This is a genomic window from Mycobacterium sp. OTB74 (assembly GCF_029892685.1).
Taxonomy (GTDB): domain Bacteria; phylum Actinomycetota; class Actinomycetes; order Mycobacteriales; family Mycobacteriaceae; genus Mycobacterium.
Map to the genome: position 1 here is coordinate 362,903 of NZ_JARXVD010000002.1, position 26,163 is coordinate 389,065.

The 26,163-nt window shown below is 64.6% G+C and carries 14 protein-coding genes; 8 read left to right on the plus strand and 6 right to left on the minus strand.

Annotated features, from left to right (window positions below):
- Positions 1 to 57: 57 nt before the first annotated feature.
- Both M2432_RS04885 and M2432_RS04890 read right to left on the minus strand, forming a co-directional pair.
- On the minus strand, positions 58 to 435 hold the full coding sequence (locus M2432_RS04885; RefSeq protein WP_280825618.1) for a hypothetical protein: 378 nt from the start codon (positions 433 to 435) through the stop codon (positions 58 to 60).
- A gap of 78 nt (positions 436 to 513) precedes the next feature.
- Positions 514 to 1,272 carry an isocitrate lyase/phosphoenolpyruvate mutase family protein gene (locus M2432_RS04890; protein ID WP_280825619.1) on the minus strand — a complete coding sequence of 253 codons (759 nt, stop codon included), beginning with the start codon at positions 1,270 to 1,272 and terminating at the stop codon, positions 514 to 516.
- A gap of 110 nt (positions 1,273 to 1,382) precedes the next feature.
- On the opposite strand from M2432_RS04890, the gene M2432_RS04895 reads away from it, so the two are divergent.
- The 5 genes from M2432_RS04895 to M2432_RS04915 all read left to right on the plus strand — a co-directional run bounded on the left by M2432_RS04895 (position 1,383) and on the right by M2432_RS04915 (position 5,664).
- Positions 1,383 to 1,673 (plus strand): hypothetical protein, encoded by a 291-nt coding sequence (locus tag M2432_RS04895; RefSeq protein WP_280825620.1) that lies wholly within the window; start codon positions 1,383 to 1,385, stop codon positions 1,671 to 1,673.
- 113 nt (positions 1,674 to 1,786) lie between these two features.
- A complete protein-coding gene (locus tag M2432_RS04900; RefSeq protein ID WP_280825621.1) occupies positions 1,787 to 2,617 on the plus strand; it encodes a hypothetical protein in 831 nt (276 codons plus the stop codon).
- Positions 2,618 to 2,662: 45 nt separating this feature from the next.
- Complete coding sequence (locus M2432_RS04905; protein WP_280825622.1) at positions 2,663 to 4,579, plus strand: fumarate reductase/succinate dehydrogenase flavoprotein subunit; 1,917 nt, start codon at positions 2,663 to 2,665, stop codon at positions 4,577 to 4,579.
- Complete coding sequence (locus tag M2432_RS04910; RefSeq protein ID WP_280825623.1) at positions 4,579 to 5,331, plus strand: succinate dehydrogenase/fumarate reductase iron-sulfur subunit; 753 nt, start codon at positions 4,579 to 4,581, stop codon at positions 5,329 to 5,331. The genes M2432_RS04905 and M2432_RS04910 overlap by 1 nt, the downstream gene beginning before the upstream one ends.
- A 174-nt stretch (positions 5,332 to 5,505) precedes the next feature.
- Positions 5,506 to 5,664: a hypothetical protein gene (locus M2432_RS04915; protein WP_280825624.1), complete on the plus strand. Its 159-nt coding sequence runs from the start codon at positions 5,506 to 5,508 to the stop codon at positions 5,662 to 5,664.
- 63 nt (positions 5,665 to 5,727) lie between these two features.
- Here the strand turns inward: M2432_RS04915 and M2432_RS04920 are convergent, their stop codons facing one another.
- Complete coding sequence (locus M2432_RS04920; RefSeq protein WP_280825625.1) at positions 5,728 to 6,213, minus strand: flavin reductase family protein; 486 nt, start codon at positions 6,211 to 6,213, stop codon at positions 5,728 to 5,730.
- 134 nt (positions 6,214 to 6,347) lie between these two features.
- Between M2432_RS04920 and M2432_RS04925 the strand changes: the two genes are divergently transcribed.
- Positions 6,348 to 7,010, plus strand: coding sequence for a GAP family protein (locus M2432_RS04925; protein ID WP_280825626.1), 663 nt, complete (start codon positions 6,348 to 6,350; stop codon positions 7,008 to 7,010).
- A 90-nt stretch (positions 7,011 to 7,100) separates the two neighbouring features.
- Positions 7,101 to 8,822: an AMP-binding protein gene (locus M2432_RS04930; RefSeq protein ID WP_280825627.1), complete on the plus strand. Its 1,722-nt coding sequence runs from the start codon at positions 7,101 to 7,103 to the stop codon at positions 8,820 to 8,822.
- Positions 8,823 to 8,859: 37 nt separating this feature from the next.
- Here M2432_RS04930 and pe read toward each other — a convergent pair whose 3' ends face one another.
- From pe to M2432_RS04945, 3 genes are all read right to left on the minus strand, one after another.
- Positions 8,860 to 9,990 (minus strand): acyltransferase PE, encoded by a 1,131-nt coding sequence (gene pe / locus M2432_RS04935; RefSeq protein ID WP_280825756.1) that lies wholly within the window; start codon positions 9,988 to 9,990, stop codon positions 8,860 to 8,862.
- The gene (locus M2432_RS04940; RefSeq protein ID WP_280825628.1) at positions 9,987 to 13,004 is read right to left on the minus strand and encodes an RND family transporter; all 3,018 of its coding nucleotides are present in this window, start codon (positions 13,002 to 13,004) and stop codon (positions 9,987 to 9,989) included. The genes pe and M2432_RS04940 overlap by 4 nt, the downstream gene beginning before the upstream one ends.
- A 95-nt stretch (positions 13,005 to 13,099) precedes the next feature.
- The gene (locus tag M2432_RS04945; RefSeq protein ID WP_280825757.1) at positions 13,100 to 14,509 is read right to left on the minus strand and encodes a condensation domain-containing protein; all 1,410 of its coding nucleotides are present in this window, start codon (positions 14,507 to 14,509) and stop codon (positions 13,100 to 13,102) included.
- A gap of 373 nt (positions 14,510 to 14,882) precedes the next feature.
- On the opposite strand from M2432_RS04945, the gene M2432_RS04950 reads away from it, so the two are divergent.
- Positions 14,883 to 25,976, plus strand: coding sequence for a type I polyketide synthase (locus M2432_RS04950; RefSeq protein WP_280825629.1), 11,094 nt, complete (start codon positions 14,883 to 14,885; stop codon positions 25,974 to 25,976).
- Positions 25,977 to 26,163 lie beyond the last annotated feature (187 nt).

Below are 26,163 nucleotides of genomic sequence, written 5' to 3' on the forward strand. Positions count from 1 at the left end.
CTGCTTTTTCTCGCACTTTGCGGCCCGTTTGTCCCTTTCGGCGGGAAAGGGCGGGAATTAACCCACGCCGGCTGGGGGGACGGTGGTGTTGGGAGCGTACGGGTTGTAAATCGTGGTGGCCGTGGTCGTGGTTGTAAACGGATAGGTGCTGGTTGGCGACACCGAGGTCGTCGAGGACTCCGAAGTATCGGTGTCCGTGGTGGTGGTCTCGCTCGACGTGGTGGTTGGCGTCGTCGTGGTCGTCGTCGTTGTTGTCGTGGGAATTCGTGAGGTGGTCGAAGAATGCGTTGCCGTCGGGACCGGCCCCACCGGCCCTTGCTGTTCGGAATCCTCCGAGGTCTGAACCACCTGGTAGATCAGCACGATCAGCAGCACCGCCGCGGCAATGCCGCCGACCCATGCGAGGGCCTCTTGGCCCTGGTCGTCATTGCCCATCGTCCGGATAGTACGGACAGCTACAGACCTACGGAAACGCTCCACACCGCCGGCAGCTACCAGGGCAGTGCAAAACAGCTAACGCCAGCGGGCCAGAATCTCCTCGGCCCGGGCGGACAATGCACGCTGCAGGAACGGCCCGAAGCTGATGCGGCCAACACCCAGCGGCCCGAAGGTGGCCGGGTCGTCCGCATCCGGAACCGCAATGGCGTTGACCGGCAACGGCAGTTCGGTGGTCAGCCTCTGCAGCGTTTCGGCGTCGTGTCGGCCGACCGGGTAGAGGCAGTCGGCCCCGGCCTGCGCGCACAACTTCAGCCGCGCCACCGCTCGCTCCACCCGGTCAGCTTCGTCGCCGTCCTGCCGCAGAAACAGGTCGGTGCGGGCATTGATCACCACATGAACACCGGACGCATCTGCCGCTCTTCGCAACTCGGCGACCAGGTCGGCATGCTCCTGCGGTTCGCGCAGACGCTTGCCCTCCTTGTGCACGGTGTCCTCAATGTTGAGGCCCACCGCGCCTGCAGCCAGCAAACCGTCGATGATCCGCTGCGCCGGCTCTCCGTACCCGGATTCGACGTCGACCGACACCGGCACCGGCACTGCTGAGGTGATCTGCCCAACCCGCGTGGTCAGGTCCTCGAACAACATGCCCTCGCCATCGGGCTTGCCCACCGAATCCGCCACTGGGTGGCTGCCGACGGTCAGCGCCCGGAAGCCGCAGGCCACCGCTAACGTCGCCGACCAGGCATCCCACACCGTCGGCAGGATGACCGGGTTACCCCGCTTATGCAGCGTCAACAGCGCCGCAGCGCGCTGTGCCAAGACCTCATTCGACATGGACCCAACCTACCTTCAACGTGATCCGTCTCACTTTCATCTCCGGTTGTGACTAGCATCCGGTGTCGTACTGTGATCCGTGACACCTTCAGCCCAAGGAGGTCGCCCTGATGTCCACCACTACCGAGCTCGCCGAACTGCACGAACTCATCGGGAGTCTGCGTCGCTGCGTCACCTCGCTGGCCGCCAAATACGGGGATTCCCCCGCTATGCGGCGCATAGCGAACGACGCTGAACGCCTGCTCAACGATATCGACCGACTCGATATCGATACCGAAGAACTGGAGTTCAGCCGAGGTATCAAGCATCAGCATCAGGCCACGGAGAAAATCGGGATACCCGATCACGACTACTCCAGCGACTTCTGGCGCGACGTCCAAGACGGCGGTGTCGGCGGCTGATCGCCGCCAGGCGGGGCCGGGCAGACAGAGTTCGGCATGGCCCCGTACCACCATCCACCACCGGAAGCTGACACAGCTCAGCGCGACCGCAATTGGAATCGAGGCTTTCACTAGTGAGCGCACCCGCCGCCAACCGTCCCGGTACCGGCGTCTTCTCCCCGACGCGTGCGCAGATTCCAGAGCGCACCCTTCGTACTGACAACTGGCTGAAATCCCCGATCCTCATCGACCTGGGTTTCGCCGCCTTCGTCATCTACGCGACGGTGCGGGCCTTCCTGCAGCAGAACTACTACGTCAAAGAGTTCCACTACCTGACGCCGTTCTACTCGCCGTGCGTCAGCAAGGGCTGCATCCCCGAGGCCAGCCACTTCTGGCCACAATTCCTGCCCGATGTGTGGTGGCTGCCGTATGCGGCGCTGTCCCTGCCCTTCCTGCTGCTGTTCCGGTTGACCTGCTACTACTACCGCGGCGCCTACTACCGCACGGTGTGGCAGTCCCCGACGGCCTGCGCTGTCGCCGAACCGCACGCCAAGTACACCGGTGAGACGCGGTTCCCGCTGATCATCCAGAACACGCACCGGTACTTCTTCTACATCGCCGGCCTCATCTCGGTGATCAACACCTACGACGCGATCATCGCCTTCCAATCGCCGCAGGGCTTCGGCTTTGGTCTGGGCAACATCGTCTTGCTCGTCAACGTCGTGATGCTGTGGGTGTACACCCTGTCCTGCCACTCGTGCCGCCACGTCACCGGTGGCCGGCTCAAGCACTTCTCCAAACACCCTGTGCGGTACTGGATTTGGACTCAGGTCAGCAAGCTGAACACCCGGCACAAGCTGTACGCCTGGATCACCCTCGGCACGCTGATGTTCACGGACTTCTACATCATGCTGATCTCGATGCACCCCAACTGGGATCTGCGATTTGTCGGGCACCTCATCTAAACCCCTTGAATCTCAACGCAATTCACAACTATTTGGAGTTATTTCATGGCTGAACTCGAACGGCACGAATACGACGTTGTCGTGATCGGCGCCGGCGGGGCTGGACTGCGCGCTGTCATCGAGGCCCGGGAACAGGGCCTGCGCGTCGCGGTGGTGTGCAAGTCCTTGTTCGGAAAGGCCCACACCGTGATGGCCGAGGGCGGCTGTGCCGCCTCGATGCGCAACGCCAACGAGAAGGACAACTGGAAGGTGCACTTCGGTGACACCATGCGCGGCGGCAAGTTCCTGAACAACTGGCGGATGGCCGAGCTGCACGCCAAAGAGGCTCCGGACCGGGTCTGGGAGCTGGAAACCTATGGCGCACTGTTCGACCGGACCAAGGACGGCCGGATCAGCCAGCGCAACTTCGGTGGCCACACCTACCCGCGACTGGCGCACGTCGGTGACCGCACCGGCCTGGAGATCATCCGCACCATGCAGCAGAAAATCGTCTCGCTGCAGCAGGAGGACTACGCCCAGACCGGCGACTACGAGGCCCGGATCAAGGTGTTCCACGAGTGCACCATCACCGAGCTGGTCAAAGATGGGGACAAGATCGCCGGCGCGTTCGGCTACTGGCGCGAGTCCGGCCGCTTCGTACTCTTCGAGGCACCCGCGGTGGTCCTGGCGACCGGCGGTATCGGCAAGTCGTTCAAGGTGTCGTCCAACTCCTGGGAGTACACCGGCGACGGACACGCCCTGGCGCTGCGCGCCGGCGCCACGCTGATCAACATGGAGTTCATCCAGTTCCACCCGACCGGCATGGTCTGGCCGCCCTCGGTGAAGGGCATCCTGGTCACCGAAGGTGTGCGCGGCGACGGCGGAGTGCTCAAGAACTCCGAGGGCAAGCGCTTCATGTTCGACTACATCCCCTCGGTGTTCAAGGGGCAGTACGCCGAGACCGAAGAAGAAGCCGACCAGTGGCTCAAGGACAACGACTCCGCGCGCCGTACCCCCGACCTGCTGCCCCGCGACGAGGTGGCCCGCGCCATCAACTCCGAGGTGAAGGCCGGTCGCGGCACCCCGCACGGCGGCGTGTACCTGGACATCGCTTCGCGTATCCCCACCGACGAGATCAAGCGGCGGCTGCCGTCCATGTACCACCAGTTCATGGAGCTGGCAGAGGTCGATATCACCAAGGACGAGATGGAGGTCGGTCCGACCTGCCACTACGTCATGGGTGGCATTGAGGTGGACCCGGACTCCGGCGCAGCCCGGACCCCGGGCCTGTTCGCCGCGGGTGAGTGCTCCGGCGGTATGCACGGCTCGAACCGGCTCGGCGGCAACTCCCTGTCCGACCTGCTGGTGTTCGGCCGGCGGGCCGGCCTTGGTGCAGCCGAGTACGTCAAGGCACTGCCCGAGCGGCCGACGGTGTCCGACGAGGCGCTGGCCACCGCATCGCAAGAAGCGTTGGCGCCCTTCGACGAACACCCCAGCGCGGAAAACCCGTACACCCTGCACACCGAGCTGCAGCAGGCGATGAACGACCTGGTCGGCATCATCCGCACCAAGGACGAGATCGAGCAGGCGCTGCTGAAGCTCGATGAGCTCAAGCACCGCATGCACAACATCACCGTCGAAGGACACCGCCAGTTCAACCCCGGCTGGCACCTGGCCGTCGACATGCGCAACATGCTGCTGGTCAGCGAATGTGTTGCGCAGGCCGCGCTGGCTCGCACCGAGAGCCGCGGTGGCCACACCCGCGACGACTATCCGGAGATGAATGCCGACTGGCGCAACACCCTGCTGGTGTGCCGGGCCGATACAACGGGAGCCGGGGACTCGATTGTTCCCTCGGTCACCGTCACCCCGGAGCAGCAGCTGGCGATGCCCGTCGAGCTGCAGGCCTGCTTCGAGCTGTCCGAACTGGAGAAGTACTACACCGACGCCGAACTGGCCACCCATCCGGAATGGAGCAAGTGATGAGCACCAGCTACCAAGCCAACCTGCGGGTCTGGCGCGGCGACGACACCGGCGGCGGACTCGATGACTTCAAGGTCGAGGTCAACGACGGTGAGGTGGTGCTCGACATCATCCACCGCATCCAGGCCACGCAGGCGCCCGATCTGGCGGTCCGGTGGAACTGCAAGGCCGGCAAGTGCGGGTCGTGCTCGGCCGAGGTCAACGGCCGTCCGCGGCTGATGTGCATGACCCGGATGTCGACGTTCGATCCCAACGAAACCGTGACCATCACCCCGCTGCGGGCCTTCCCCGTGATGCGCGACCTGGTGACCGACGTGTCGTTCAACTACGAAAAGGCACGCCAGATACCGTCTTTCGCGCCGCCGAAGGATCTGAAGCCGGGCGAGTACCGGATGCAGCAGGAGGACGTCGAGCGGTCGCAGGAGTTCCGCAAGTGCATCGAGTGCTTCCTGTGCCAGAACACCTGCCACGTGGTGCGTGACCACGAGGAGAACAAGCAGGCGTTCGCCGGGCCCCGGTTCCTGATGCGTGTCGCCGAACTGGACATGCATCCGCTGGACACCCTGGACCGCAAGGACATGGCACAGGACGAGTTCGGTCTTGGCTACTGCAACATCACCAAGTGCTGCACCGAGGTGTGCCCCGAGCACATCAAGATCACCGACAACGCGTTGATCCCGATGAAGGAGCGCGTCGCCGACCGCAAGTACGACCCGATCGTCTGGCTGGGCAACAAGCTGTTCAGGCGATAGCTTTTCGGCGGCACGCCTGCCGGTGTGTCGCCACACCCGAGACGGCTGCGAGGGTCATTGACTCTCGTAGCCGTTTCATTTTCCGAGGTGGCGGGTATTGCTGATCGGCGTAGGCTCGAAACCACTTGAAGTCCAGTGCTTGAAGTGCAGCCAATCCGCAAAGAAGGCAGCCGTATGAGCCAAGAAACCAAGAGCGTCAACGATATTCGGACCGCGATCCGCGAACTTTCGCTCCGCGCGGACCTAGCCCGCAAAGAAGGCAGGCCCGACGACGCCGCCGAACTCGAGCAGCGCGTTGCCGGCTACCGGCAGGAACTGGCCGCCCGTCCCTGACAGTGATTTGTGCACTATTTAGCTCCGTGAGCGCACTTTTTCGTGCACAAATCGCACGGTTGGTTACGCTTCCAGCCGCCGGAATGCGCTGCGGTGGAACACAATCGGCGCAACGTCCGGATTGGCGACGATGTCGCTGATCGCCAGCACCACGATGGTGTGGTCGCCGGCCGGGACAAGCTGCGCGATTGAGGTCTCCAGCCAGACGCTGGTGCCGTGGATGAAGAGCGCCCCGCTTTCCCGCGACTCTGTCTCCATACCGGCGAATCGGTCACCGGTCTTGGCGGCGAGGGTGCGAGCCACCTCGTGGTGCCCCTCGCCCAGCACGCTGATGCCCAGCGCCGGCAGGTCCTTGAGCTTGGGCCAAGTGGTCGAGCTGTTTTGGATACAGAACGACACCAGCGGCGGATCCAGAGAGACCGGGACAAAGGTGCTAGCAGCCAGCCCCACCTTGATCCCCTCGACTTCCGCGGCGATGGCGACGACCCCGATCGGGAAACATCCGAACGCCTCGCGCAGGGTGGTCGGGCTGAGATCTGTGCCGTTCATGACACGACCATATTCACTCGCATCGGCGGACGCTCGACAGGGTCCCACTGCGCGGGCGCAGAACGGATCATCAAGCGCGCAGCGCTTAGATGACGTCCCCGCGTCAGCACATGGGGGCAGTAACCTGGCTCCTCATGTGGATCCCGCTCCTGGTGATGGCCGCCGCGGTCAGCCTGGAACCATTCCGTGTCGGGATGGCGATCCTGATGCTCAACCGGCCACGGCCGCTGCTGCACCTACTCACCTTTTTGGCCGGCGGTTTCGCCATGGGCCTCACCGTAGGCGTGACGGTGCTGTTCGTCCTGCGACCGGTTTTGCGGTCCGCACACTTCACCCTGCCCAGAGTGCAATTGGTGGTGGGTGCGTTGGTGCTGGCGCTCGCTGCCGTGGTCTACGCAAGCGCTGCGACCGGCCTGGGGCGGCCAAGCCCCGACAGGGAGCCCGGACGGTTCGAGGCGCGCATCCGACTCATGGCGGGTAACCATTCACCGTGGACGTCTGGGGTTGCAGGCCTCGGTATCGCGCTGCCGTCCGTCGACTATCTGGCCGCGCTGACGCTCATCGTCGCCTCCGGCGCCGCGGCCAGCACCCAGTTCGGTGCCCTGCTGCTGTTCAACGTGGTGGCGTTCGGACTGGTGGAGATGCCGCTGATCTCCTACCTGGTGGCCCCGGACCGCACCCGCGACGCACTGGCTGTCTTGCACAACTGGCTGCGGACGGAGCGCCGACGTCGCGTCGCCACACTGATGGCCATCGTCGGCGCTGTGCTGCTGCTCGCGGGGTTTGCCGGTCTGTGAGTGCACCTTCTGGGTGGTCCTGACCTCGCCGGCCAAACTACGAGACCACCATTGCCGAGTCAGCACAACGATTGTGGGTAGCCTGGCGCCATGCCGAACGCGTCAATCCTGTCAGTACTTCGCGAACGCGCTGACCGCACTCCAGACGAACTCGCCTTCAGGTTCACCGAGTACGACATTGACCCCGACGGCGTCGCCGAAACCCTCACCTGGTCACAGCTTTACCGCCGGACCCTGAACGTCGCGGACGTTGTCAGCCAAAATGGTTCGCCCGGTGACCGGGCGCTGATCATCGCACCCCAGGGGCTGGCTTACATCGTGGCGTTCCTCGGTGCGATGCAGGCTGGTTTCATCGCGGTCCCGTTGTCGGTTCCGGTGCCGGGGTCGCACGACGAGCGGGTCAGCGCCGTGGTCACCGACACGTCGCCGACGGTGGTGCTGACCACCTCCGCAGTGTTCGAGATAGCCGCGCAGTATGTGGACGACGGCGCCGCCGTGATCGCCACGATCGCCGTGGACACCCTGCATCTCGACGCGGACGCCCCTGTCAGCTCGGAGGTACCCGAAGGCCCGGATATCGCCTACTTGCAGTACACCTCGGGGTCGACGCGGCTGCCGGCCGGCGTGATGATCTCGCACCGCAACCTGCACATAAATTTCGACCAGCTGATGGCCGAGTACCTGGCCCACTACGGTGGCCGGTTCCCGCAGGGAGCCAGCCTGGTCTCCTGGCTGCCGTTCTATCACGACATGGGACTGATGCTGGGGATCGCTGCACCGATCCTCAGCGGGCACCTGGCCGATCTGATGAGCCCCATCGCGTTCCTGACCCGCCCGGCGCGCTGGCTGCACACCATGGCCCGGCACGAGAAACCCTGGTCGGGCGCGCCCAACTTTGCTTTCGACCTCACCGCCAGGCGGACCACCGACGCCGAGCTGGAAAACCTTGATCTCAGCGGGGTCATCGGCATCATCAACGGAGCCGAACGCATCCACCCGGACACCCTGGTCAAGTTCAACGAGCGTCTTGCTCCCGTCGGTTTCCGCCCTGAGATGGTGGCCCCGTCGTATGGGCTCGCCGAGGCCACGGTGTACGTCGCAAGCGGCGGTGGCGGCTTGGCCCCGAAAGTTGTCGAGTTCGACGCCGACGAGCTGTCCCAAGGCACCGCTGTGCGCAAACCCGGCGGTGCGCCGCTGCTGCAGTACCGGCTGCCGGCCTCACCCCTGGTGCAGATCGTCAACGCCGACACCTGCCAACCATGTCCGAACGGCATCGTCGGCGAAATCTGGACCCACGGCGAGAATGTCTCCGCGGGCTACTGGCGCAAACCCGAGCAGACCGGGTCCGCATTCGACGCGACGCTCGTGGCACCGCACGCAGAGGTCCCTGAGACTGGTTGGCTTCGTACCGGGGACCAGGGCTTCATCTCCGAAGATGATCTGTTCATCGTGGGACGTATCAAGGACATGCTGATTGTGCGGGGCCGCAATCACTACTCCGAGGACATCGAAGCGACGGTACGCAAGATCACCCGCGGCCGGGTGGCTGCCATCGCGGTGCCGGACGAGGAGACCGAGAAGCTGGTGACCATAGTCGAGCTGAAGAATCATGCGGGCAACGCCGGCGCGGAAGACCTCGACATCATCAAAAACGATGTGATAGCGGCGATTTCACGTTCGCACGGTTTGCAGGTCGCCGATATCGTGCTGGTCGAGCCAGGGTCGATCCCGACCACTACCAGCGGCAAGATCCGTCGTGCGGCCTGCGCGGAACAGCACCGGCACGATCAGTTCGTACGACTGGACGCATAACCGGAGTAGCGGGGCGTCGCGGCGCCCCGCTACGTGATCAATGGTCGCTGGGGCCGTGGTTCAGTACGTACTGCAAACTCGACATCAGCTGCGAAACCGGATCGGCACCGCCACCGAAGGCGGCCTGGGTGGCCGGCGCGGTGACCGCCGCAGGGTCATAGCCGTGCACCGGATCCACCTCGATCGGAGCGGTTGCCGGATCATCGTTACGCGAATATCCGGAATCGACCATGGGTTTCATGACCTGGTCGAGATGGTTCATGTCGGCTTCGGACATGCCGAGATACTTGAACGGCACCACCAACGGCAGGTGCTGCTCAGGAATCAGGTACGTCGTGGTTTTCGCGCCGCGCGAGTTGACAGTCGTCACCACGTTCTGCGGCGGCACATTGCTCGGATTGGTGAACGCCACCGCGGTGTGACCCGTCGCCAAACCGACGACCGCGTTCAACAGCGCCATCAGATTGTCCGGCCGGTCCGGCCAGTCGGCGATGCTGTCGTACGCGGAAACGAATTGGTAAGTGTCGTACTGACTTTCAACCGGTGGTTTCATCGTGTAGTCAAGTGCGGGCACGACGCTACCGACGGGGAAGTTCTGCTGAAGGAAGCTCTGACTCCAGGGATTGACCCCCAGCGGGTCGCCATATGTCGCAAAGGACAACTCGTTCTGCGGCGGAGCGGTCGGGTCACTTGCCAGCCTGTCCTGCACGGCGTGCAGCACCATCGCGCCCTCGGACAGGCCGATAGCGGTACCCTTCCCGCCGGACCGGATCGCGTTCTCCAGGTTGCCCTCACCGACATCGACCGACTCGCCGATGCTCGGGCCGTCCAGTCCGGCGACGGGCATCTGGGCATCGATTTTGTCGATACCCGGGATCAATCGGCCGAGCACGTGGCCCTGAACCTGCCCCGCCGGATAGTTGACGATCTGCCGATCCAGACCCGGGAACCAGGCCGCACCCGTTCGCCGGATGTATTCGTCGTAGGGAATTCCCATGACGTGCGCCCCGCCCAGCGCGTACCCCCTACCCGGCGTGCCCAGCGGTGACGCGCCGTCGGGTGACACCGGGTCCGTCAACCCGTCATCCGCCGCCGCGATCCCGAAAGCGAAAGGCCCTGCGGTACCTAGGGTCAACAGCGCGGTAACCGTGGCGACTAGCTTCTTCATGCCTGACTGCTCCCCTGCGATCTCGGTCGTGATGGCCACCAGTTCGCCTTTCCGACCAGCGTAGCCATAGCGGGCACCGTGATGGTCCGCACCAAGAAGGTGTCCAGCAGAATCCCAGCGCCGATGACGAACCCACCCTGAACCACGGTACCGATGCTGGAGGACAACAGGCCCCACATCGACGCGGCGAAGATCAAACCGGCCGCGGTGATGACACCGCCGGTCGAGGTCAGGGTCCGAATGATGCCGTAGCGCATGCCATGTGGAGATTCATCACGCATTCGTGAAACGAACAGCATGTTGTAGTCCGCGCCAACCGAGACCAGCACCACGAACGCCAAAGGTGGCACCGTCCAATGCAACGGCTGGTGTAACAGGAATTGGAAAGTCGCCACCCCGATGCCGAGGGCTGCGAAATACGAAATCACCACTGAGCCAACCAAATACAACGGGGCAACCAGCGAACGCAACAGCAGCATCAGGATCAGGAGAACGACCGCGACGGTCATGATGATGATGAACCTGATGTCGTCCCGGTAGTAGTCGCGGGTGTCCCGCAACGCGACCGGGTATCCGCCCATCGATACCGAGGCATCGGCCAGTGTGGTGTTCGGCTGTGCTCCGTGGGCGGTGTCCCGGATTTCGTTGACCTGATCCATCGCCGCGGAACTGAACGGATCGAGTTTGGTGAGCACCAGGTACCGCACCGAGTGCCCATCGGGCGAGATGAACATCTTGGCGGCCGACTTGAAGGCATCCAACTGCAGCACTTCCGGCGGGATGTTGAACCCTGCCATGGAAGGCCCGGCGGCATTGTGCTTCATGGACAGCAGGAACGCCCCCGCCTGTTCGAGCCCGGTACGCATCAGCTTGATCTGGTCGACGACTTCGTCGACCCCGTTGGACACTTCCCGACTCCCGCTTGCGGAGCGATCGGCGCCTTGCCGCAGCTTGGCCAGATTGGCCTGCGCACCCTCCGGGGTGTCCATCCCCATCGAGTGCATCACCTTGGTGAGGTTGGCCAGAGCAGCATTGAGTTGGTTCAGCGAGGCGTTGAGGCTCTGTTTGTCCTGCATGGACTGCAATTGCCCGGCCAGTTGGTTGATTTCGTCGATGGTTCCGTCTTGACGTGCGTCTTCCAGGCGCTGAAAATGGCCGCGGGTTTCGGCGCACGACGGATCCAGGTCGCAGGTGACGTTGCCCTGGAGGGCGGCCAGCACCGGACCCACCCAGGCGAACATGTCCTTGGCCGCGGTGTAGTTCAGGCCGAGGGTGTTGCCCAGCTTGTTGACAGAGTTGATGAGCTGGGCCGCGACCTCGACGTTCTTCACCAGTTTCTCGCCGCCATACTGGCCCTTCATCGCCGAGAACGCATCGATGGTCGACTGGATACTCGCGGCGATCTGGTTGACCTGGCCGCGCACATCACCGAGGTTGCTCGACAAGGTGTTGGCGCCCTTGGCCAGTCGGTTCAGATCACTGGCCCGCTGGGCGATCTGGTTCGACCCGTCGGAGAGTCGATCACCGACGATGCCCGCCTGATAGGTGGCCCGGAATTCCGGCGGCACCGTTCCCAGTGGGCGGGTAATGCCACTGACCATGGCGATATTCGGCAACTGGCTGATCCGGGAGGCCATCTGCTCCAAGTCGGCCAGCGCCTGGGGGGTGCGCAGGTCATGCGGAGACCGGACCAGAACGTACGACGGGATGGATTGGTTGAGGTTGAAGTGGCGTTCCAGCGCGGCGTACCCCACCGAACTCGGAGCCCCGGCCGCGACGGCCTTGCGATCGTCGTAGTTGTAGTGTGCGAAGCCCGCGAGACTGGCCAGCACGAACAGCACCAGCAGACTGGCGACAAGGTGCACTCGCGGCCGGCGCACAATGCGGATTCCGGAGCGGCGCCACAACTGCGCAGTCAGTTCCCGCCGCGGCTTGATCCAGCCCCGCGGTCCGACGATCACGAGGATCGCCGGCAGCAATGTGAGTGCGGCGAGATACGCAACCCCGACCCCGATCGCCGACGACACGCCGACAGTGGAGAACACCCCCATCCGGGCAAAACTGATTCCGAGAAAGGTAACTCCCACCGTCGCTGCGGAGGCGGTGATCACCTTGCCGACCGAGGTCAACGCCCATCGCACCGCATCATCGGTGTCGACATCGTCGGCGTCGACACTGCCGCCAGGGTCGGAACTTGCGCTCTGCCGCACATAGTCGTGATAGCGGCTGATCAAAAAGACGGCGTAATCCGTTCCCGCACCGGCGATCATCGCGCTCAGCAGGATGATCGCCTGGTTCGACACACCCAAGCCGGTCAGCTGGGACAACCCGGCGACCACCGACTGCGCGATCACCAGGGACATTCCGATGCCGGCAAGCGGCAACAGCATGGTGACCGGATTGCGGTACACAACCAAGAGGACGAGAAGCACCAGGACACCGATCGCGATCTCGATCGGCAACCGGTCGTGTTCGCCCGCGACGGTCAGGTCGGCGACGGTGGCCGCCGGTCCGGACAGATGTACTTCGAGCGGACTGCCCGCGGTCTGCTGCTTGACGATGCCGGCGACCCGATTGAAGGCCGCATATGACTGCGGAGTGCCCAACGCACCGGCCAACCCGACCGGCACGACCCAGGACTTGTTGTCCTTGCTCGTCATAAACGAACGCAGGGCCGGTGTCTCGACAAAATCCTGCAACATCACGACGTCGCGCTGATCGTCACGCAGCGCCCCCACCAACTTGCGGTAGGTGACCTCATGATTCTTGTCGAGGCCGCGCTCGTCGGTCAGGACCACTATCAGCAGATCATCTGAACCCGGTTCCTGGAATGCCTCGTTCATCTGCCGGGCCGCGACACTCGAGGGCGCGTCAGCCGGCAGCATGGACAGCGGATGTTTCTGCGCCATCTCGTTCAGGCTCGGGAAAGTCAAGGGCAGTGCAACGGCCAGCGCAACCCAGAGCCCGACCAGCGCCCATGGCCACCGCACCACGAAATCGGCTAGCCGTCGCACATCGCTCCCACCTTCGATCCGTGCAATCGGGTGGACCCGGTGCTCTCTGTCATGGGTTCTAGCCGCGCAATCCGCTCATAGGTGTCAGCAGCATGTCACCACTGCCCTGTGTCGGCGACCCGCTTACACACAGCCTTCATCACCGCTATGTATCGGGCGACCGACTTCTGGGCCACCGGGTTATCCGGGAACATGACCTCCATGACCGTGCCGCCGTCGTATCGGAATATATAGACCGTCAGTTGATACGAGAATCGTCCGTCGGAGTAGATCCCGATATTGTCGGCATAGCCCAACTCGGTCGCGGCGAGTATGGCATTGAGTGGCGCGGCGCCACCATGTAAGAAGTTCGAGACCGGAAAGTTCGGGCGGGGGTTGTCCAACCACGGCACCAATTCCAGAACGCGGTAGTACGGAACCCGCGCCAAGCTCTGACCTGAATCAAAAGAAGCCTGCGCAGTCCACGCTGCTTCAGCGAATGTGGTCGCGGCGATAGGGACGGTGATCGGCACCAAGCCGGTGAACCAACCCTGGGTCATGAAATTGTCCGTGGTCCTGCGTGTGTCCCTCGGGGTGAGGCCGTAATATGTTGCAGCCCCGGTTAATTCATGTTCTGCCATGGCCGTGCAGGCAAACAATCCGCCGACGAACCGGGCACTCGCCGCGGCGCAAGCCTCCTCGAATCTTTCGGTCTGTTCGGCGTCCAACAACATTTCTCCGACCATGTCTGCAACGGTCGGTTCAGTCGGGTCGCCCAGCGGCAACGGGAACTCGGGAAGAGTGCCATTGTTGTTCTCCGCAAACTCGACCCATGCTTGGACCTCAGGCGAATCCAGCGTCAAAACCGACGTGGACTCGCGCTCGTGGAGACAGAATTCGTCAAAGCTGCCGGCATCTGGCATCGCCATCGGTTGGCCAGTATCGGTCAATGAGGTGTACATACCGTGGGCCTCGAGCATGGTGATCCCGATCAACGCCGCATCCCCGTGAACGTGGTCGATACTTGCATAAAAATTAAAGCTGTCCTCGCCCTGAACAATGCCGAAAGAGAAGCAACCCCATTCCAGGGGACTCGGTATATCCACGATGTGGTTGCGCGCTTCTTCAGCGCCCATTTCACCGTTGACTATCGGCTCGAATTCAATATCGGAAGGATCGGGAATAGTGCGTCTGACAATGTCGCCGGAACCGTCGTACTCGAACCAACTCCGATACGTATCGTGGCGCCGCAAATATGCGTTGAGCCCCTGATTCATCGCTGAAATATCGCAATGACCAGCCACTTCACACGTAGCGATGATCTGCCGTGAATAGTCGAGCCCGGCAGCTTCCTGTTTGTAGACGCCACGAATATGCTGAGCCTGCATATAGCTGACCGGCACCGCACTGACAGGCGCTTGCCGCGCCTTTTCCATAGCCGCATTCGTCGGGTGCCAGGATGTCACAACCCCTGGCCTCGGCGACCAATCATCGATTGTGCCGATCGTAATCTTCCCGATCTGCAAGCTTCCCCTCCCGAAAATTTGAACGGCTGCCACTGTGGTCCGCAACGCTGCCAGCTTCATCAACATACCCCGGGATTGCGATGGCCGCCGCCACGCCCGGATCGGCATGGTGCGAATGTTAGCTGGGCTCAGCTCGATACAGCGGCATCCAGCTGAATCCGTCCTGACCGTCCGCTGCCAGGGCACTGCGACAACTGACAGGAAAGCTCCACCTTCAGCAACGCGCGTGCAATACTGACCCAACGGGAGGCGAGCCAGTCGTCGATATCGAAAGATGCGCTGGCCGTGGCCGTTCGGAAGATGGTTCTACCGCTGAAGCGGTCTCCTGCACGACATCGGCACTTCACCGAACCCGACGCAGGGGGACAATTTGATGGCAAACACCGAACCTCAGACGGAGCAGTCGTCGCGATTCGCGATCATCGGCTACGCGGCACGTTTTCCCGGGGCCGACGATACGGACGCATTCTGGGAAATCCTGCGCGACGGCAGGGACGCGGTATCCGAAGTCCCCGAAGACCGATGGAATGTCGACGAATTCTTCGACTCGGATCCTGACGCCCGCGGGAAGATCGTCACCCGCCGAGCCGGCTTCATAGACGACGCAACAGGTTTCGATGCGGCGTTCTTCGGAGTGTCGACCCGCGAAGCCAAGATGCTGGACCCGCAGCAACGGCTGCTACTCGAGATGGCCTGGCGGGCGGTGGAACACTCCGGTACGGCTCCCTCTGCGCTGGCCAACACCCGGACCGGCGTGTTCGTGGGACTGGCCACCCACGACTACCTGGGCATGGCCTCCAGTGAGTTGACCTACCCCGAGATCGAGGCCTACATGGCCATAGGTACCTCCGCTGCGGCCGCCGCGGGCCGGATCAGTTACCGACTGGGCCTGCAGGGCCCCGCGGTCACCGTCGACACCGCGTGCAGTTCGTCGTTGGTGGCCATCCATCAGGCATGCCAGGCGCTTCAGCTTGGCGAGTGCGACCTCGCACTGGCCGGCGGAGCCAACGTCATCCTCAGTCCCGCGACCATGATCACGTTCTCGCAGTCGCGCATGCTGGCTCCGGACGGCAAATGCAAGACGTTCGACGCATCCGCGGACGGTTACGTACGCGGTGAAGGCTGCGGCGTCATCGTGGTGAAGCGGCTGGAGGACGCGATTCGCGACGGTGACCGGATCCGGGCCGTCATCCGTGGCAGCGCCATCAACCAAGACGGCGCCTCCGGTGGCTTGACCGTGCCCAATGGTGTTGCCCAGCAACGGGTTATTGCCGCAGCACTCGACCGCGCCAAACTGGCGCCGGGCGACGTCGGCTACCTGGAGGCACACGGCACCGGCACCTCCCTGGGTGATCCGATCGAGGTCCAGGCCGCAGCCGCGGCATACAGTCCCAGACGCGACGCCGACCAGCCACTGCTGATCGGGTCGGTCAAGACGAACATCGGGCACCTGGAAGCTGCCGCCGGAGTCGCCGGGATCATCAAGGTGGTCCTGTCTTTGGAGAACCAGGAACTGCCGAAGCATCTGCACTTCCAGAAGCCGTCGCCACACATCCCGTGGGATCGGATCCCGGTGCGGGTCGTCGACGAGGCCACTGCCTGGGAACGCGGCGACCGGCCACGCGTCGCGGGCGTCAGCTCGTTCGGGTTCTCCGGCACCAACGCGCACGTCCTCATTGAGGAGGCTCCCGTCCCCTCAGGCGAGGCCGCCACCGAGCAACCCGACGACCGGCGGTTCATGGTGCTGCCGCTGTCGGCCCGCACGCCGGCTGCCTTGTTGCAGTCCGCCGAGGACTACCGCGACTGGTTGAGCGAGCATCCGGAGGCCACCTTGGCTGACGTGTGCCTCACCGCCGGAGCCGGTCGCGCCCACTTCGAGCATCGAGCCGCGCTGGTGGTCAATTCGACGGATTCAGCCCGCGAGTTGCTCGACGCACTTGCCGACGATCGCCCGGCAACAGGTCTGGTGCGGGGCAACAGTTCCGACAAACCGAAGACGGCCTGGCTGTTCCCAGGTCAGGGCAGCCAGTACGCAGGCATGGCAAAGGAACTGTTCGACATCGAGCCGATATTCGCCGAAACCATGACCCGGTGCGCGGACGAGGTTGCGGACATTTGCCGGGGCGAGCGAAGCGACGGTGGATATACAGGAAAGCCGTTGCTGGACATCATTTTCGACGCCGACGGGGAGGACACCCTGCGGCAGACCAACTACGCCCAGCCGGCACTGTTCGCGGTGGAGATGGGGCTCGCCCGGCTCTGGCAGTCCTGGGGCTTCGAACCGGATGTGGTGCTCGGGCACAGCGTGGGTCAGTACTCAGCGGCATGTGTTGCCGGGGTGTTCAGCATCGAGGACGGCGCGCGACTGCTCGCCGAGCGGGGCAGGCTGTTCGGAAATCTGCCTGCGGGTGGGCGGATGGCCGCAATCTTCGCTGCCGCCGAGCGCGTCGAGCGCCTTACCGATGAGCACCCCAGCCTGTCGGTGGCCGCCTACAACGGTGCCAACACTGTGCTGTCCGGGCCCGCGGCGGACCTGGAACGCGCGGTAGCCGGGCTGACCTCCGACGGTGTGCGGTGCGACTGGCTCGACACCAGCCACGCCTTCCACTCTGCGCTGCTGGATCCGGCACTCGACGAATTCGAGTCCTACGCAGGTCAATTCGAATTCGGCGCGCCGCAGCGGATTCTCGTGTGCAACCGGACCGGGGCGGCGCTGGGCCGTAACGCCAAACTGGACGGCGCATACTGGCGCCGTCATGCGCGGCAGCCGGTCGAATTCGCCAAGAGCGTGGCGACTCTGGCCGAACTCGGCTGCGCCGTGTTGCTCGAAGTCGGTCCGCAGCCGGTGTTGACCGCTGCAGCCTTGCGGGCCTGGCCGGACCCCGCGACAACCCCACAGGCGGTTGCGTCCCTGCGCCGTAAGGGCGCCGACCATCGCCAGGTCACCGAAGCCCTGGCCGCTGCCTACACCGCAGGCCACCTCCCCGACTTCGCGGCAGTCCGGCAGGGTTCCGCTCATAAGTTCGATCTGCCCACCTATCCGTTCCAGCGTCGGCCATTCTGGTTCCGCGACAAGCGGATTCAGCCGTCCACTACTGCTCAGCAGGGCGTGGGTATGCGCACCGATGCGGTCCGACTGCTCGAGGACGGGCAGATCGACGAGCTCGCCGCACTGCTCGATGGTTCAGGCACCAGCCTGACCACCGCGGAGGTGCTGAACAGGCTTGCTGCACAACATAATCAGCAACGCAACGCGCAGTCGATTGCCGATGCCCGCTACGAGATCCGTTGGGAACAGTCAGGGGCAGCCGCCGACGGCCGCGAAGGTTCCGCTTGGATCCTCATCGCCGACGGTTCCGAAGTTCCGGCGCCTCTGCTGGACGCGCTGTCTGGGCAGGGCCATCGGCACCGCGTGCTCGGACTGCCGGTGTCGGATACAGACGAGCAGCGACTCGAAGCGGAATTGCGCGCCGCGGTCGACGACGAGCCCACGGCCCGCATCCTGCACATCGCGGCACTCGACACCGAAGGTGCACCCTCGATGCAGTCGGTGCTGCGGATGCAACATCGCGTCCTCGGCGGCACCCAGCGGTTGTTGCGCGCCACGGCCGCAGCCGAACTGCGCTCGCCCATCTGGGTGATAACCCGTGGCGCGCAACGGGTTATCGACACCGATTCGGTGTCACCCGAGCAGACCAGCCTGTGGGGATTCTGCCGATCGGCCGCACTCGAATACCCGCAAATCTGGGGCGGCCTGGCGGATCTGGCCGGCACCAGCACCGACTCCGACAACTGGTCACGACTGCTCATGCAGGTGATCGCGGCGCCGCGCGGCGAGGACCAACTCGCGCTGCGGGCGTCCGGGGTTCATGTCCCCCGACTGGTTCGGCGTACCAGCCAGCCCAACCCCAAGACGCTGGAATTACGTTCCGATGCAACATATCTGATTACCGGCGGGCTTGGGTCCCTCGGTTTGGAAATCGCCGGTTACCTAGCTGCACACGGCGCCCGGCAACTGGTGTTGACCAGCCGACGAGCGCCCGGCGAAGCCGCACAGAGCCGCCTCGACGCGCTACGCGAACAGCACCAGTGTGAAGCCCGGGTGATCACGGCCGATGTCGCCAACCCGCACGACGTCGCACGCCTCCTGGCAACGGTGCGGGCCGATCTGCCGCCGCTGGCCGGCATCGTGCATGCCGCAGGTGAGAACAGCACCACCCCGTTGACCACCCTCGAAGACTCCGACGTGGATCGAGTGTTTTCCGGAAAGGTCTGGGGTGCTTGGTATCTGAGCGAGGCGAGCGCAGAGCTACAGCTGGACTTCTTCCTGTGCACCTCGTCCATCTCCGCGGTGTGGGGCAGCTACGGCCAGACGGCCTACAGCGCGGCCAACGCCTTCCTTGACGGGCTGGCCTGGCGACTGCGCGAGCAGGGGATCCCCGGGCTGAGCGTCAACTTCGGCCCCTGGTCGGCAGGTATGGCCGATGCCGAATCTCGCGCGCAGCTCGACCGCCGCGGGGTCCGCACCCTGCGGCCCGCCGATGCCCTGGCCGGAATGGCTGACGCCATGGCGGCCGACGGCACCGATCGGCCGGCCCAAGCTGTCGTTGCGCGGCTGGACTGGGCTCGGTTCCTGCCCATTTACCTGCAGGCCGGGCCGCGTGCACTGCTGGCCGGGCTGGCCGCCGAAGTTCCCGAATCGGTATCGGCGGTCGGCGCCACTGGTCCAACCGGCAACACCCGACTGGTCGAGCAGCTCATCGCAGCTCCGGTGCAACAGCGCAAGAAGCTCGTGCTGGAGTATCTGCGCGATGCCGTCGCTGAGGTGACGAGTATCGACGCGGCCGAAATCCGCGAGGAGACCGGCTTTTTCGACCTCGGCATGGATTCCCTGATGGCCATCGAACTGCGCCGCAAGCTGGAACATGCCTTTGGCGCGGGACTGCCGGCGACCCTCGCCATGGACCATCCGCGTCTGACCGACGTGGCGGACTACCTGCTCGACGACATACTCAACCTCAATGAGCGGGTCGGCGCCAAGGCCACCGCTCAGCCTGTCTCCCCCGCGACGGCCGCTGACGAGCCCATCGCAATCATCTCGGTCGCCTGCCGTTTCCCGGGCTCACCGAATCCAGATGCCTACTGGCAGGTGCTGTCTGACGGCGTCGACGCGATCCGCGAGATCCCCGAAGACCGCTTCGACATCGACGAGTTCTACGACCCGGATCAGCAGACACCGGGAAAGATCTACACGCGCTCGGGCGGATATCTCGACAGCGTCGACGGTTTCGATCCCGAATTCTTCGGTATTTCCCCGCGTGAGGCCATCTGGATCGACCCGCAGCAACGCCTGATGCTCGAAATCGCCTGGGAGGGCCTGGAAAGAGCAGGCTACGCACCAGCCTCGTTGCGCGGCAGTCGAACTGGCGTATTCATTGGCGTCGGCGCCAACGAGTACTCTCACCTGCTGTCGGGCAACTCCGTCGAGAACCTCGAAGCCCACTTCATCACCGGCAATGCGCTCAACGCCATCTCGGGCCGGGTCGCCTTCACCCTCGGCCTCGAAGGGCCCGCGGTTGCCGTGGACACGGCATGCAGCTCCTCGCTGGTCGCAGTCCACCAAGCCAGCCAGGCCCTGCGCTCGGGCGATTGCGACATGGCCCTGGCCGGTGGCGTGAACGTCCTGTTGAGCCCGGCGTCCATCGTTGCCGCCTCCCGCGCCCGGATGCTGGCACCCGACGGCCGGTGCAAGACGTTCGACGCCTCCGCCGACGGCTACGTCCGCGGTGAGGGCTGCGGTGTCCTCGTGCTCAAGAGGCTCAGCGATGCGCAGCGCGACGGAGACCTGATCTGCGCGGTCATCCGCAGCAGCGCGGTCAACCAGGACGGCGCATCGAGCGGCTTGACCGTGCCCAATGGTGGTGCACAGCAACGGCTTATCAACACAACGCTGGCGCGCGCCGGCCTCACCGGTGCCGACATCGACTACCTCGAAGCGCACGGCACCGGCACCCCTCTGGGCGACCCGATCGAAGTTCAGGCCGCTGCCGCCGTCTACGGCGCGGGCCGGGATCCGAACCGGCCGCTGCTGATGGGCACGGCCAAGACCAACATCGGGCACCTCGAGTCCGCAGCGGGTGTCGCCGGTCTGGTCAAGGTCGTGTTATCGCTGCAGAACGAACTGCTGCCGCAGAACCTTCACTTCCAGAACCCGTCACCGCACATTCCGTGGGACTCGCTGCCCGTTCAGGTCGTGGACCAGGCGACACCATGGCGCACCAATGGCCGCCCGCGGCGGGCCGGCGTCAGTTCCTTCGGATTCACCGGCACCAACGCGCATGTCCTGCTCGAAGAGGCCCCGGCACAGTCGACGACCCCGGGCGGGGATTTGCCGGCTGACGCACCGGAAACCACTGACGTCCAACGTGAGCCGGTTTGCATACTGCCGCTTTCCGCACGGTCTTCGCAGGGACTCGTGGCGTTGGCGCAGCAATACCAGGCGTGGCTGGACGCAAACCCAGAGGCCTCGATCGCCGATGTCTGCTATACCGCCGGCGCGGGACGATCGCACTTCGAACACCGGGCCGTGGTGGTAACCAACTCCGTTCACGAAGCCAAGGGACTGCTCCAGGATTTGGTGGCGAACCGCCTCCGGCCAGGTGTGCTCCGTGGCGAATGCACCGACCCACCGACCACCGCGTGGTTCTTCCCCGGACAGGGCAGCCAGTATCCCGGCATGGCGCGCGAGTTGTTCGACACCGAACCGGTCTTCGCCGATACCGTCCGGCAGTGCGCGGAGGCTGTCGACGGCATCCTCCCCCGCCCGCTTCTGGAGGTGATCTTCGATACCGGCCGGGAAGCCGCAGAAACCTTGCGCCACACCTCGTTTGCCCAGCCGGCGATCTTCGCCGTAGAAATGGGTCTGGCCCGGTTGTGGCAGTCGTGGGGCATCGAACCCGACGTGGTGCTGGGGCACAGCGTCGGCCAGTACGCGGCTGCCTGCGTGGCCGGCGTGTTCAGCCTCGAAGACGGGGCCAGGCTGATCGCCGAACGCGGCCGACTCTTCGGTAGCCTGCCCGCCGGCGGTCGCATGGTCGCGGTCTTCGCCGACCCCGAGTACGTGGAACGGGCCGCCGACGCGTTCCCGCGCGTCTCGGTCGGTGCTTACAACGGGCGCAACACCGTGCTGTCGGGCCCTGGCGAGGATCTGGAACAAATCGTCGCGGCTTGCAGCGAGGATGGCTCGCGGTGCACCTGGCTGGAGACCAGTCACGCCTTCCACTCAGAATTGCTGGATCCGGTGCTCGACGAATTCGAGTCGTTTGCAAAGCAATTCGAGTTCGCAGTCCCGACCCTGCCGTTGGTCTGCAACCGGACCGGGGCAGTGCTCACTGCCGGGACACCGCTCGACGCACCCTATTGGCGGCGGCACTCGCGCCAGCCGGTGCAGTTCACCGAAAGCGTTCGCACCGTTGCGGCGCTGGGGTGCTCGGTGCTGATGGAGATCGGTCCGCAACCGATCCTGACCGCAGCCGCTCTGGGTGTCTGGCCCGACTCCGCGGAGGCGCCCCGGGCGATCGCTTCACTGCGCAAGGGTGCCAACGCACAGCGGCAGATCGCCGAAGCGCTTGCCACGACCTACATCTGCGGGCACCGGCCGGACTTCGCCGCCAAGGGCCGCGCACAGGGACAGCGACTGGAACTACCCACCTACCCGTTCCAACGCCGCCGCTTCTGGCCCAAGACCACTGGTGTCGTCGGCATGAGTTCCGGCGCGGTGTCGGCATCCGGAATCCTGGGCAGTGCAAAGGATCTGGCGAGCGGTGACACGATCTACAGCAATGTGCTGTCGGTCAAGACGCAACCGTGGCTGGCCCACCACGTCATCTACGGCACCGTCGTCGTCCCGGGTGCGACCTACGCGGCGATGGCTCTGGCTGCGGCCGGAGCCCCGGCCCGGGTCAAGGAAGTCTTCTTCTACGAACCGATTATCCTGCCCGAGAAGGCTTCTCGCGAGACGCAGCTAACCCTGCGTCCGGTCGAGGACGGCTGGAAGTTCCAGGTGCACAGCCGACCCAACGGGGTTCGAGAAGCCGAGTGGTCGTTGAACGCCGATGGCACCTTGCTCAGCGGCGTTGACGAGGCTATTGCCACAGACGGCACACCCACCCCGGTGGACGAGGTCGTCGAGAAGTTCGAGCGACTCCGCCCGCAGCAACTGTTCGAGACTTTCAGCGACATGGAATTGTCCTGGGGCCCAACCTGGTCCACCTCGCTGAAGTCGTTGTGGGTCGGCGACAGGGAGGCCATCGGCGATGTCTCCATCGGTGACGAGCTCGCCGAACATCTGAGTTCCGAACCGATCCACCCAGTGCTACTGGACCTCTGCACCGGCGTTGCCTTCCCCGCATTCCCCGCGCTGCTCGCTGTCGAACACGGCATGCACGACCTGTTCTTGCCACTGCGTTACGGGCAAGTCGAGTTACGCGAGCGGATGCCACGGCGGTTCTACTGCCGGGCGCGTTGGCATGAGGCCGAGGTCACCGGCGAAACCCAGGTCTTCGACATCGATTTCGTGGATCGGGCCGGCAATCGACTGGGCGGCATCAGCGAGTTCACCGTCAAGCGTGCGCCTCGCGAGGCACTGCTGCGCGGTCTGGGCGGCGACACCACCCGACTGCTGTACACCGTGGGCTGGCAGGAGGGCGCCGCACCCGGCGGCGATGCCGGTGGCGCCAACAACGCCGGTGGCACCTGGCTGGTCGCCGGATTCGATGAACTCGCGACCGCCCTGCCAGGGGCAGTCGTCCTGGATCAGTCCTTGGATGCGCAAGCGTGGCAGCAGGCATTCGCGCAAGCCGCAGAACGCGGCGCACCGGTCACCGGGATCGTCTGGCGCAGTGCCGACCGTCCAGATACCGACGCGGCAACACCCGAACTCGAGGCACGTCTGGAGGCCGAGGTTGGCACGCTGCTCGGGGCAGTGCACAGCGCTCTGGCCGAAGACAAGCTGAACCTCAGCGGCGGGCTGTGGATCGTCACCGAACGAGCCGTGGCGACCGAGCCCGGTGAGCCGGTAGACCCCGCACAGGCCGCGCTCTGGGGCCTCGGGCGCACGATCATCGTCGAGCAACCGACCTTACGCTGCCGGTTGATCGACCACGACGGATGCGACGGCGCCGCGAACTGGCTGGCGGGTGTGCTGGGCACGCCGCTGAGCGAGTCCGAAATCGCGTTGCGGCAAGGGCGATTCCTGGTGCCCAGGCTGATGCATTGGTCGCGTAGCGGTCATCTCCCGATGCCCCGCTCGAGTGACTACGAACTGGCGCCTACCGAACGCGGTGCGATCGACAACCTGCGATTGACCGAGAAAGAGGTGACCCCGCCCGCCGCCAACGAGGTTCAGGTCCGGATCGAAGCCGCCGGCCTCAACTTCCGCGATGTGCTCAACGTGCTGGGTCTGTACCCGGGCGATCCCGGGCCGATCGGCGGTGACCTCTGCGGTGTGATCACTGAATTGGGTTCTGATGTAACCGGATTCGAAGTGGGACAACGGGTCTTCGGATCCATGCAAGGAGCATTCGCCAGCCGACTGAACGTGCCGGAGCAGTTGCTGGCCGTGGTACCGGACGGCATCACCGCAGTCGATGCCGCGACGCTGCCCGCTGCCGCCCTGACGGTACGGCTCGCGTTCGACTGGGCGAAGCTCAAGCCCGGCGACCGGGTACTGATCCATGCCGCCAGTGGCGGCGTGGGCCTGGCGGCGGTCCAAATGGCCCGACAGCACGGTGCGACAGTCTTCGCCACCGCGAGCGCCTACAAGCGCGCGACGCTGCGGGCGATGGGTGTGGAGCACGTCTACGACTCGCGCTCAACAGATTTCGCCGGTCAGATTCTCGCCGACACCAACGGCGAGGGCGTCGACGTCGTGCTCAACAGCCTGACCAATGCGGGCTTCATCGAGGCAACGGTGCGGGCCACCGCCAAGGGCGGCCGGTTCGCCGAGATCGCCAAGCGCGATATCTGGACTCCCGAACAAATGGCCGCGGTGCGTCCCGACATCGAGTACGAGGTCATCGCGCTGGACGTGACGATGATGACGGACCCCGAGCACATCCGAAAGCTGATGTCCGAGGTATCGGAGGGGCTGGCCAAGGGCGAATGGACGCCGGTGCCTGCCGAGGTCTATCCGCTGACCGAAGCCAAAACCGCGTTCCGCCGGATGCAGCAGGCGCGGCACATCGGCAAGATCGTCGTCCAGATGCCGAAACCGCTTGCCCCACGCGGTGATCGGAGTTATCTGGTCACCGGCGGCCTCGGCGCGCTCGGCTTGCATACGGCGGCCTACCTGGCTCAACTCGGCGCCGGCGACATTGTGTTGACCAGCCGGCGAGAACCGGGTGCCGACGCACAACGTGCCATTGCCGCCATGATCGAGCGCTTCCACTGCCGGGTTCACGTCTTGTCCGCAGACGTCGGCAACGAGGCCGAACTCACGAAGCTGCTGGACCAGATCCGGACGGAACTGCCGCCATTGGCCGGTGTGGCACACCTGGCCGGCGTACTCGACGACGCGCTGATACCGCAGCAGAATCTCGAACGATTCCGGACGACCTTGGGCCCCAAGGCCTTCGGCGCGCTTCACCTCCATCGGTTGACGCAGGACGACGACCTCGAGTTCTTCATCGTGTTCTCGTCGGCTTCGGCGGTGCTGGGTTCTCCGGCCCAGGCCAACTACGCCACCGCCAATGCGCTGCTCGACGGACTCGTTGCGCACCGTATGGCGCAGGGCCTGCCCGCGACCTCCGTCAACTTCGGGCCCTGGGGCCGCGGCGGCATGGCCAGCTCACAGGCCGCGATGGCCAATCTGAGCGCCCAAGGCATGATGCCGCTGGAGCCCTCGGCAGCCCTCAGCGCACTCGGCGAGGTGATCCGCCACGGCACCGGTCAAGCGACCGTCCTCAAGGCAAACTGGCAGCGCGCGGCAAAGATGCTCGGCGGGATCCGGCCGCCGCTGCTCGACCACGTGCTGCCCAGCGACGCTGCCGCGGCGACCGGCGACAGCGAGCTGCTTCGCCAGTTGCAGGAAATTCCCGTGAGCCAGCGGGCCGGATTCATCACAGAGTTCCTGCAGCGCGAGGTACAGGGCTTCCTGCGGCTCGCCCAGCCGCCCGCCGCAACCAGCCGGTTCCTGGATCTGGGGACCGACTCTCTGATGGCGGTCGAACTCCGCAACCGGTTGTTCGGCCAGTTCGGAGGCAAGTTCGACATCAGCCCGACCGCGATTTTCGACTACCCGACCCTGGGCGAGCTTGCGGGGCACCTCGCCTCTCAGCTGCCCGATTCGGATGCGCCGGCCGAAGCGCCATCAGAGGAGTCATTGCAAGAGCCAGAGGCAACCGAGTCTGCCGAACAGCCGACGGAAACCCCGGCCGCAGAGGCACCCTCGCTCCCTGCAGCTGAGTAGAAGGTGTCGAGACTGCGGTTTTTGGCGCGATTTCGATGATTTCGCGCCAAAAATCGCAGTCCCGTTGAAAGCAACACCTGCCCCACATACCCCATCTGAACCGCGTTTCCCGCCTGTCAAAAGTTTCCGGTGGCGGACGTCACATCATGGCTAAACTGCAGGTCAGTAGGCGTAAATTGGATCTCTA

Coding starts and splice junctions, on each gene's coding strand:
- M2432_RS04885 (WP_280825618.1), bottom strand. CDS start 435: ATGGGCAATGACGACCAGGGCCAAGAGGCCCTCGCATGGGTCGGCGGC.
- M2432_RS04890 (WP_280825619.1), bottom strand. CDS start 1,272: ATGTCGAATGAGGTCTTGGCACAGCGCGCTGCGGCGCTGTTGACGCTG.
- M2432_RS04895 (WP_280825620.1), top strand. CDS start 1,383: ATGTCCACCACTACCGAGCTCGCCGAACTGCACGAACTCATCGGGAGT.
- M2432_RS04905 (WP_280825622.1), top strand. CDS start 2,663: ATGGCTGAACTCGAACGGCACGAATACGACGTTGTCGTGATCGGCGCC.
- M2432_RS04910 (WP_280825623.1), top strand. CDS start 4,579: ATGAGCACCAGCTACCAAGCCAACCTGCGGGTCTGGCGCGGCGACGAC.
- M2432_RS04915 (WP_280825624.1), top strand. CDS start 5,506: ATGAGCCAAGAAACCAAGAGCGTCAACGATATTCGGACCGCGATCCGC.
- M2432_RS04920 (WP_280825625.1), bottom strand. CDS start 6,213: ATGAACGGCACAGATCTCAGCCCGACCACCCTGCGCGAGGCGTTCGGA.
- M2432_RS04925 (WP_280825626.1), top strand. CDS start 6,348: ATGTGGATCCCGCTCCTGGTGATGGCCGCCGCGGTCAGCCTGGAACCA.
- M2432_RS04930 (WP_280825627.1), top strand. CDS start 7,101: ATGCCGAACGCGTCAATCCTGTCAGTACTTCGCGAACGCGCTGACCGC.
- pe (WP_280825756.1), bottom strand. CDS start 9,990: ATGAAGAAGCTAGTCGCCACGGTTACCGCGCTGTTGACCCTAGGTACC.
- M2432_RS04950 (WP_280825629.1), top strand. CDS start 14,883: ATGGCAAACACCGAACCTCAGACGGAGCAGTCGTCGCGATTCGCGATC.